Below are 9,111 nucleotides of genomic sequence, written 5' to 3'. Positions count from 1 at the left end.
TTGAGTTTCCTCAAGGCTTTTGTGCATTTCACTGCTTTGTAGCAATTAGTCGCCAAGACGCTCTTTGATACGTGCAGATTTACCAGAACGCTCACGTAAGTAGTAAAGTTTAGCTTTACGTACCGCACCTTTACGTTTAACAGAAATGGTGTCGATTACTGGTGAGTGAGTTTGGAATGTACGCTCAACGCCTACGCCGTTTGAAACTTTACGTAGAGTGAATGCAGAGTGCAAGCCACGGTTACGAATTGCAATAACCACGCCTTCGAACGCTTGCAAACGTTTTTTACTACCTTCTACTACCCATACCTTAACTTCTAATGTGTCACCTGGACGGAAGCTAGGTAAGTCTTGTTTTAACTGTTCTTGTTCAAGTTGTTTGATGATGTTACTCATTTTGAAAACCTTCTAAATCCTAGAATTAACTGATTTTGTGTTGTTTTTTAATTTTAGCTAACAACACGCGTTGTTCGTCAGTCAGAGCTAGGCTATCCAATAGCTCAGGGCGTCTTAACCACGTTCGTTCAAGCGATTGCTCTAATCGCCATTTGCGAATTTGTTCGTGATGTCCAGACATCAGCACTTCCGGAACAGGCATACCGTCTAATACTTCAGGGCGGGTATAGTGTGGGCAATCTAGTAATCCTTCTGCGAAAGAATCTTCTAACGCTGAAGCCTGCTTACCCAATACGCCCGGAACAAATCTTGCAACAGCATCAATTAATGTCATTGCAGGCAGTTCCCCCCCTGTTAGAACATAATCTCCGATTGACCATTCTTCATCAACTTCGGTTTGAATCAATCTCTCATCAACCCCTTCATATCGTCCACAGATTAAAATCAATTTCTGATTTGAAGCCAGCGTTTGCACGCCTGTTTGATCGAGTTTACGTCCTTGCGGTGAAAGATAAATCACTTTAGCTTCACCGCCTTCTACTGCTAATGCCGCCTTTTTCGCTGCGTGAATCGCATCACGCAGAGGCTGCACCATCATCAACATTCCCGGACCACCGCCATAAGGGCGATCATCTACGGTTTTATGTTTATCGAATGTAAAATCACGAGGATTCCAACACTCAACTTGCAGCAGATTTTGTTTAACTGCACGTCCTGTCACCCCGAAATCGGTAATTGCTTTAAACATTTCAGGAAACAGTGAAATAATACCAATCCACATCTTAACGCCTCAAATGTTTTCCAATGCTCACCGCATACCTGAGGTTAGAAACCAGCGTCCCACTCCACCGTTATGGCTTTGGTGGCGAGATCTACTCTTTTAACTACTTGTTCGTACAAAAACGGAATTAATCGTTCTTGTTTACCAAAAGCATCTTTGCTGTTTGTACGCACCACTAATACATCGTTTGAACCTGTTTCCATCATTTCGGTTACAGTTCCCATTGTGTAGCCTTCCAAGTTTACTACTGTACAGCCGATTAAATTGTGCCAATAGTAATCCCCTTCTTCCAATTCAGGAAATACAGATAAATCTACACCGATTTCGGCATTCGTTAATAACTGTGCGGCTTCACGGTCTTCCGTACCTTTTAACTTCACAATCAAATCGTTGCTGTGATAACGCCAACTTTCTAATTCGACTGGCTGCCAGTTGCCTTTAATTTTTAAAAACCACGGCTGATAGTCGAAAATGCTTTCAGATTGTTCTGTTGATGAATAGAGGCGTAACCAGCCACGGATACCATAGGTTGAACCTAATTTACCGACAACTTCAATTTTTTGTTCGCTCATACTCACCTACTTATTTAATTTTGGCTTATAAATTAAGCTGCTTTGCGAGCTTCTTTAACTAAAGAAGCAACACGGTCTGATAAATCAGCACCTTTAGCAATCCACGCATCAACTTTAGCCACGTCTAAGCGTAAACGCTCAGCTTGACCAGATGCTAATGGGTTGAAGAAACCGATACGCTCGATAAAGCGACCATCACGAGGTGAACGGCTGTCCGCTACCACGATTTGGTAAAATGGGCGTTTTTTAGCTCCGCCACGAGTTAAACGAATGGTTACCATAACCTTTCCTCTAAATATTGATAGTAAAAAATAAACCCTCGTTCGAGGTGAGGGCAACGAACTTGCTCTCAAAGAGAAAACAAGCGGTCAAATTATACAGATTTTTGGCAAAAATACAAGATTAGATAAAACAAAACCCCGATATTACTATCGGGGTTTTGTTTCAATCTTGATTTAGATTATTCCGTTGCAACTTCTGGGCGATCTACTAACTCAATGTATGCCATTGGAGCATTATCACCTGCACGGAAACCACATTTTAAGATGCGAGTGTAACCACCAGCACGTTGTGCAAAACGTGGACCTAATTCATTGAATAATTTAGCAACTGTATCAACGTTGCGTGTACGAGCAAAAGCTAAACGGCGGTTTGCAACGCTGTCTGCTTTAGCTAAAGTAATTAACGGCTCAACTACACGGCGTAACTCTTTTGCTTTTGGTAAAGTTGTCTTGATGATTTCGTGCTCAACAAGAGAACTTGCCATATTACGGAACATCGCTTGGCGATGACTGCTGTTACGGTTTAATTGACGTCCACTCTTACGATGGCGCATAACCTATTCCTTCTTAGAAAATCTATACCTAACTAGTCTTCTGCAATGCTTGCAGGCGGCCAGTTTTCAAGGCGCATACCGAGTGATAAGCCACGAGAAGCTAGAACATCTTTGATCTCTGTAAGAGATTTTTTACCTAAATTAGGTGTTTTAAGTAATTCAACTTCTGTACGTTGGACTAAATCACCAATATAGTGAATTGTCTCTGCTTTTAAACAGTTAGCAGAACGAACTGTCAGCTCTAAGTCATCTACTGGACGAAGAAGAATCGGATCAAATTCCGGTTTTTCTTCTTTCACTTCAGGTTGACGAACATCACGCAAATCAACGAATGCAGCTAGTTGCTCTGCTAAAATCGTTGCAGCACGACGGATAGCTTCTTCTGGATCTAATGTACCATTAGTTTCCATCTCAATAATAAGTTTATCTAAGTCTGTACGTTGTTCAACACGAGCAGCTTCTACATTGTAAGCAATGCGATCCACTGGCGAGAAACGTGCATCAACTAATAAACGACCGATTGGACGGTCATCGTTTTGAGTATGAAGACGTGCTGATGCAGGCACATAACCACGACCACGTTGTACACGAATACGCATACTAATTGACGCATTCTTATCTGTTAAATTACAGATAACGTGATCTGGGTTTACGATTTCTACATCGCCATCGTGTGTGATGTCGGCTGCAGTTACAGGGCCAATTCCAGATTTATTGAGTGTCAAAATAATATCATCTTTATTTTGCACTTTTACCGCTAGACCTTTAAGGTTTAATAATACCTCAAGAATATCTTCCTGAACGCCTTCTTTGCTGCTGTATTCGTGTAATACACCATCAATTTCAACTTCAGTAACTGCACAACCCGGCATAGATGAAAGTAAAATGCGGCGAAGTGCGTTGCCTAATGTATGGCCAAAACCACGTTCTAACGGCTCTAATGTCACTTTAGCGCGAGTTGAACTAATTTGTTCAATATTCACTAAGTGCGGCTTTAAAAATTCTGTCACAGAACCCTGCATTTTTTCCTCTCTTTGCGGTTAAGCTAACTATTATTTAGAGTAAAGCTCAACAATCAGATGTTCATTAATATCTGCTGATAGATCTGAACGCTCTGGACGACGTTTAAATACGCCTTCCATTTTAGTCGCATCAACTTCTAACCAAGTTGGTTTTTCACGTTGAGTCGCTAATTCTAATGATGCTTTAATACGTGCTTGTTTTTTCGATTTTTCACGAACAGCAACAACATCATCAACAGAAACTTGGAATGAAGGAATGTTTACTACACGACCGTTTACTACGATTGATTTGTGGCTAACAAGCTGACGTGCTTCAGCACGAGTTGCAGCAAAACCCATACGGTAAACTACGTTATCTAAACGACCTTCTAATAATACTAATAAGTTTTCACCGGTATTACCTTTTAAGCGGTTTGCTTCAGTATAATAGTTACGGAATTGACGCTCTAAGATACCATAGATACGGCGAACTTTTTGTTTTTCACGTAACTGACTACCGTAGTCAGATAAACGTGGCTTGCGAGCACCGTGCTGACCAGGAGCTACATCAAGTCTATTTCTACATTTTGATTCAATCGCACGAACGCCTGATTTTAAGAATAAATCAGTACCTTCACGACGGCTTAGCTTGAGCTTAGGACCCAAATATCTTGCCATTTTCTTTCTCCAATTCTTTTAACGTCAATTAAACACGACGTTTTTTCGGTGGACGACAACCGTTATGTGGAATCGGAGTCACATCTGTAATGTTCGTGATACGAAAACCTGCTGCATTTAATGCACGGATTGTTGATTCACGACCTGGACCCGGACCTTTAACCATAACTTCCAAATTCTTTAAACCAAACTCTTTAACCATTTCTGCACAACGCTCTGCAGCAACTTGAGCAGCAAATGGAGTTGATTTACGAGAACCACGGAAACCTGAACCACCAGCAGTAGCCCAAGCAAGAGCATTACCTTGACGGTCAGTAATAGTAACGATTGTGTTATTGAAAGATGCGTGGATATGAGCTACGCCATCTGCAATCTGTTTTTTAACGCGCTTACGTGCGCGAACTGGTGTTTTAGCCATTATTTATCTACTCCGACTATTTTTTGATCGGTTTGCGTGGACCTTTACGGGTACGCGCATTAGTCTTAGTACGTTGACCACGTACTGGTAAACTACGACGATGACGTAAACCACGGTAGCAACCTAAGTCTAAAAGACGTTTGATGCTTAAAGTTACTTCACGACGTAAATCACCTTCGACAGTAAATTTACCAACTTCTTCACGCAGTTTTTCAATCTGCTCTTCAGACAATTCTCTGATCTTTACATCTTCAGCAATACCCGTTGCAGCACAAATAGCTTTAGCACGAGTTTTACCGATACCGTAAATTGCAGTTAATGCGATTACAGTGTGTTTTTGATCAGGAATGTTAATGCCTGCAATACGGGCCACTATGCACTCCTATTATTTAAGTTTATTGATATACTGATCTTGAAAAGCCCGTTTCAGGATACTCAAACAGTATATCAGGACGAATGAGCTGAGCAGTATAACTGCTCAGCGGGTTCTTTGCAAGAAATATGCGTAAAATTAACCTTGACGTTGTTTGTGTTTAGGGTCGCTACAAATTACACGAACCACACCTTCACGTTTGATTACTTTACAATTACGGCACATTCTTTTAACTGAAGCACGAACTTTCATTGCTTATCCTTTATTAAGGGCTTATTAATTTAAGCCTTTTAAATTAGCTTTCTTCAACACAGAATCATATTGTTGAGACATCAAATGACTCTGAACCTGTGCGATGAAATCCATAATAACAACCACTACGATTAATAAAGATGTTCCACCTAATTGGAATGGAACTTTCCATAATGACGTAATGATATAAGGAACCAAACAAACAAAAGCAATATATAACGCACCAATTAAGGTTAAACGTGTCATTACTTTATCAATATAGCGTGATGTTTGTTCGCCTGGTCGATAACCTGGTACAAACGCACCTGATTTCTTAAGATTATCCGCTGTATCACGAGGATTATACTGCATTCCCGTATAGAAGAATGCAAAGAAAATTACTGCCATTGTAAATAGGACAATATACAATGGTTGTCCTGGCTGTAATAGTTGCGAAAGATTAAATAACCATTCAAAACCTTCACTTTGACCAAACCACTGAGTAATACTCGCAGGGAATAAAATAATACTTGAAGCAAAAATTGCTGGTATTACACCTGCCATATTAACTTTTAACGGTAAGTGTGAAGATCTTGCAGGAGCCATCATTCTACCTTGTTGACGACTTGCATAATTCACAACAATTCTTCTTTGTCCGCGTTCAACAAAAACAACAAAATAAGTTACTGCAAACGCAATTATTGCGACTAATAGTAATACAATAAATGACAACTCACCTTGGCGAGCTTGTTCAATTGTTTGCCCAATAGTTGCTGGAAGATCCGCAACAATACCTGCAAAGATAATCAATGAGATACCGTTCCCGATACCACGTTCAGTGATTTGTTCACCTAGCCACATCAGGAACATTGTTCCCGTCACTAAGCTGATTACAGAAGTTACATAAAATAAGATACTTGGATTAGGAACTAATCCTTGTACCATATTCGGTAGGGCTAATGAAATACCAATAGACTGAATAAATGCTAATAGTAATGTGCCGTAACGTGTATATTTACTAATTTTTCTACGACCTGCCTCACCTTCTTTTTTTAATTCAGCTAAAGGTGGATGAATCGCTGTCAATAATTGAATAATAATTGACGCTGAAATATAAGGCATAATACCTAGTGCAAATATAGATGCACGGCTTAAAGCACCACCAGAGAACATATTGAACATATCAATGATGGTGCCTTGCTGTTGTCGAATTAATTCGGATAATACAGAAGCATCAATGCCAGGAACAGGTATAAAAGAACCGATTCGGAAAACGATTAACGCACCTAAAACAAATAACAACCTTGATTTAAGCTCGCCAGTCCCTTTTTGTGTACTACCTTGGTACCCTGGTTGCTTTGCCATCTATTATTCCTCGATAGAACCGCCAGCAGCTTCGATAGCAGCTTTAGCACCTTTAGTTACACGTAAGCCTTTAATTACCACTGCTTTATCAATTTCACCTGCTAAAATTACTTTAGCTGATAAAATATCTTTAGTAATAATATTAGCTGCTTTTAATGCTTCTAAAGTTACTTCGTTACCATCTACTTTAGCTAAGTCATTTAAACGAATTTCAGCTACATGGAATGATTTTAATGATGTAAAACCAAATTTTGGTAAACGACGATATAAAGGCATTTGACCCCCCTCGAAACCACGACGAACACGTCCGCCTGAACGAGATTTTTGACCTTTATGACCACGACCACCTGTTTTACCTAAACCAGAACCAATACCGCGACCTAAACGTTTTCCACTGTGCTTAGCACCTTCAGCTGGAGAAAGAGAATTTAAACGCATTCTATTACTCCTCTACTTTAACCATATAAGATACTTGATTGATCATACCACGCACTGCTGGTGTATCTTCAAGTTCTACAGTATGACGAATATGACGAAGACCTAAGCCTTTTAACGTTGCTTTATGTTTCGGTAACCGAGCAATAGAGCTACGAGTTTGAGTTACTTTAATTTTTGCCATATCCAATTACCCCAAAATTTCTTCAACTGTTTTGCCACGTTTTGCAGCAACCATCTCAGGTGATTTCATGTTTTCAAGTGCATCAATTGTCGCACGTACAACATTAATTGGGTTGGTTGAACCATACGCTTTAGAAAGAACGTTACGAACACCTGCAACTTCTAATACTGCACGCATTGCACCACCTGCAATGATACCCGTACCTTCACTTGCTGGTTGCATAAATACGCGTGAACCAGTGTGAGAACCTTTAACAGGATGTTGTAATGTACCTTCATTTAAAGCTACATTAATCATATTGCGACGAGCTTTTTCCATCGCTTTTTGGATTGCTGCTGGAACCTCACGTGCTTTACCGTAGCCAAAACCAACACGACCATTACCATCACCCACTACTGTTAAAGCAGTGAAACTCATGATACGACCACCTTTTACGGTTTTTGAAACACGGTTAACCGCGATTAGCTTCTCCTGCAGTTCACCAGCTTGTTTTTCGATGTTTGACATCTCAAATTCCTCTATTAGAACTGTAGACCAGCTTCACGAGCAGCATCTGCTAATGATTGCACACGACCGTGGTATTTGAAACCAGAACGATCAAACGCAACCGCTTGAATACCTTTGGCAATAGCACGCTCAGCAACGATTTTACCTACTACTGCTGCCGCATCTTTATTGCCGGTATATTTAACTTGCTCTTTAATTACTTTCTCAACAGTTGAAGCTGCTGCTAGTACTTCTGAGCCATTAGGTGCAATTACCTGCGCGTAAATATGGCGAGGTGTGCGATGCACAACTAAACGTGTTGCACCTTGCTCTCTCATTAAATGACGTGCACGGCTTGCACGACGGATACGAGCTACTTTCTTATCCATAGTGTTACCTTACTTTACTTTTTCTTCGCTTCTTTAGTACGTACTACTTCATCAGAGTAACGTACACCTTTACCTTTATAAGGCTCAGGTTTGCGATATGCACGAATATCTGCTGCCACTTGACCAATTAACTGTTTGTCAGCACTTTTCAGAATAATTTCTGTTTGTGATGGACATTCACCAGTTACGCCTGCTGGCAACGCGTGTTCTACTGGGTGAGAGAAACCTAAACTTAAAGCAACAGAGTTACCTTTCATTTGTGCTCTATAACCAACACCCAATAATTGCAATTTCTTAGTAAAGCCTTCAGTAACGCCGATCACCATATTATTTACTAGTGCACGAGCTGTACCTGCTTGAGCATCTGCATTAGCAACACCTTCGCGTGGAGCGAAAGTTAATGCATCAGCTTCTTGTTTTACTTCAACTGCATTGTGAATTTCACGAGATAACTCGCCGTTTTTACCTTTAACTGTTAATAGCTGACCGTTAAGTTTTACCTCAACACCGGCAGGAATATTAACAGGTGCTTTTGCAACACGAGACATTCTTCCTACCCCTCCATTATGCTACGTAACAGATAATTTCGCCGCCTAAGCCAGCTTGGCGAGCTGCACGGTCGGTCATTACACCTTTAGATGTAGAAACAACTGCAATACCTAAACCACCCATAACTTTTGGTAATTCATCTTTACGTTTGTAAATACGAAGACCAGGACGGCTCACACGTTGAATACTTTCTACAACTGGTTTGTTTTGGAAATATTTCAAAGTAATTTCCAGTTCAGGTTTTGCACCTTCAACAACTTTAACGCTTTCGATATAACCTTCTTCAGCTAAAACATTTGCGATAGCAACTTTTAACTTAGATGAAGGCATACTGATTGCAACTTTATTCGCAGCTTGACCGTTACGAATACGGGTCAGCATATCTGCGATTGGATCTTGCATGCTCATGTATTTACTC

Annotated in this window: 17 protein-coding genes; all 17 read right to left on the bottom strand. The window is 40.4% G+C overall.

Annotated features, from left to right (window positions below; all coding sequences use genetic code 11):
• Positions 1-45: 45 nt before the first annotated feature.
• Positions 46-396 carry a 50S ribosomal protein L19 gene (rplS, locus tag ACERCG_RS09080; protein ID WP_025216474.1) on the bottom strand — a complete coding sequence of 117 codons (351 nt, stop codon included), beginning with the start codon at positions 394-396 and terminating at the stop codon, positions 46-48.
• 25 nt (positions 397-421) lie between these two features.
• Complete coding sequence (trmD, locus tag ACERCG_RS09075; RefSeq protein WP_373611707.1) at positions 422-1,177, bottom strand: tRNA (guanosine(37)-N1)-methyltransferase TrmD; 756 nt, start codon at positions 1,175-1,177, stop codon at positions 422-424.
• A gap of 44 nt (positions 1,178-1,221) precedes the next feature.
• Positions 1,222-1,749, bottom strand: coding sequence for a ribosome maturation factor RimM (gene rimM / locus ACERCG_RS09070; protein WP_373611706.1), 528 nt, complete (start codon positions 1,747-1,749; stop codon positions 1,222-1,224).
• A gap of 32 nt (positions 1,750-1,781) precedes the next feature.
• Complete coding sequence (rpsP, locus tag ACERCG_RS09065) at positions 1,782-2,030, bottom strand: 30S ribosomal protein S16 (protein WP_373611705.1); 249 nt, start codon at positions 2,028-2,030, stop codon at positions 1,782-1,784.
• 179 nt (positions 2,031-2,209) lie between these two features.
• On the bottom strand, positions 2,210-2,584 hold the full coding sequence (gene rplQ, locus ACERCG_RS09060; RefSeq protein WP_373611704.1) for a 50S ribosomal protein L17: 375 nt from the start codon (positions 2,582-2,584) through the stop codon (positions 2,210-2,212).
• Between the two features lie 32 nt (positions 2,585-2,616).
• Positions 2,617-3,606 (bottom strand): DNA-directed RNA polymerase subunit alpha, encoded by a 990-nt coding sequence (locus ACERCG_RS09055; RefSeq protein WP_373611703.1) that lies wholly within the window; start codon positions 3,604-3,606, stop codon positions 2,617-2,619.
• A 30-nt stretch (positions 3,607-3,636) separates the two neighbouring features.
• Entirely contained in the window at positions 3,637-4,263 is a 627-nt protein-coding gene (rpsD, locus tag ACERCG_RS09050) for a 30S ribosomal protein S4 (protein WP_006250017.1), read from the bottom strand.
• Positions 4,264-4,291: 28 nt separating this feature from the next.
• On the bottom strand, positions 4,292-4,681 hold the full coding sequence (gene rpsK / locus ACERCG_RS09045; RefSeq protein WP_005705959.1) for a 30S ribosomal protein S11: 390 nt from the start codon (positions 4,679-4,681) through the stop codon (positions 4,292-4,294).
• A 16-nt stretch (positions 4,682-4,697) separates the two neighbouring features.
• Complete coding sequence (gene rpsM / locus ACERCG_RS09040) at positions 4,698-5,054, bottom strand: 30S ribosomal protein S13 (RefSeq protein WP_005599322.1); 357 nt, start codon at positions 5,052-5,054, stop codon at positions 4,698-4,700.
• A gap of 138 nt (positions 5,055-5,192) precedes the next feature.
• The gene (rpmJ, locus tag ACERCG_RS09035) at positions 5,193-5,306 is read right to left on the bottom strand and encodes a 50S ribosomal protein L36 (protein WP_006250018.1); all 114 of its coding nucleotides are present in this window, start codon (positions 5,304-5,306) and stop codon (positions 5,193-5,195) included.
• Positions 5,307-5,330: 24 nt separating this feature from the next.
• The gene (gene secY, locus ACERCG_RS09030; RefSeq protein WP_373611702.1) at positions 5,331-6,650 is read right to left on the bottom strand and encodes a preprotein translocase subunit SecY; all 1,320 of its coding nucleotides are present in this window, start codon (positions 6,648-6,650) and stop codon (positions 5,331-5,333) included.
• 3 nt (positions 6,651-6,653) lie between these two features.
• Entirely contained in the window at positions 6,654-7,088 is a 435-nt protein-coding gene (gene rplO / locus ACERCG_RS09025) for a 50S ribosomal protein L15 (RefSeq protein ID WP_025236911.1), read from the bottom strand.
• 4 nt (positions 7,089-7,092) lie between these two features.
• Positions 7,093-7,269, bottom strand: coding sequence for a 50S ribosomal protein L30 (gene rpmD, locus ACERCG_RS09020; RefSeq protein WP_006250021.1), 177 nt, complete (start codon positions 7,267-7,269; stop codon positions 7,093-7,095).
• A gap of 6 nt (positions 7,270-7,275) precedes the next feature.
• A complete protein-coding gene (rpsE, locus tag ACERCG_RS09015) occupies positions 7,276-7,776 on the bottom strand; it encodes a 30S ribosomal protein S5 (protein WP_005705945.1) in 501 nt (166 codons plus the stop codon).
• A gap of 14 nt (positions 7,777-7,790) precedes the next feature.
• Entirely contained in the window at positions 7,791-8,144 is a 354-nt protein-coding gene (gene rplR / locus ACERCG_RS09010) for a 50S ribosomal protein L18 (protein ID WP_373611701.1), read from the bottom strand.
• Positions 8,145-8,158: 14 nt separating this feature from the next.
• A complete protein-coding gene (gene rplF, locus ACERCG_RS09005) occupies positions 8,159-8,692 on the bottom strand; it encodes a 50S ribosomal protein L6 (RefSeq protein WP_373611700.1) in 534 nt (177 codons plus the stop codon).
• Between the two features lie 16 nt (positions 8,693-8,708).
• Positions 8,709-9,101, bottom strand: a complete 393-nt coding sequence (gene rpsH, locus ACERCG_RS09000; RefSeq protein ID WP_025216416.1) for a 30S ribosomal protein S8 — start codon at positions 9,099-9,101, stop codon at positions 8,709-8,711.
• Positions 9,102-9,111 lie beyond the last annotated feature (10 nt).

It is taken from the genome of Mannheimia sp. E30BD (genome assembly GCF_041807785.1).
In the GTDB taxonomy this organism is placed as follows: Bacteria; Pseudomonadota; Gammaproteobacteria; order Enterobacterales; family Pasteurellaceae; genus Mannheimia.
This window is presented reverse-complemented; position numbering and strand designations above follow the sequence as displayed.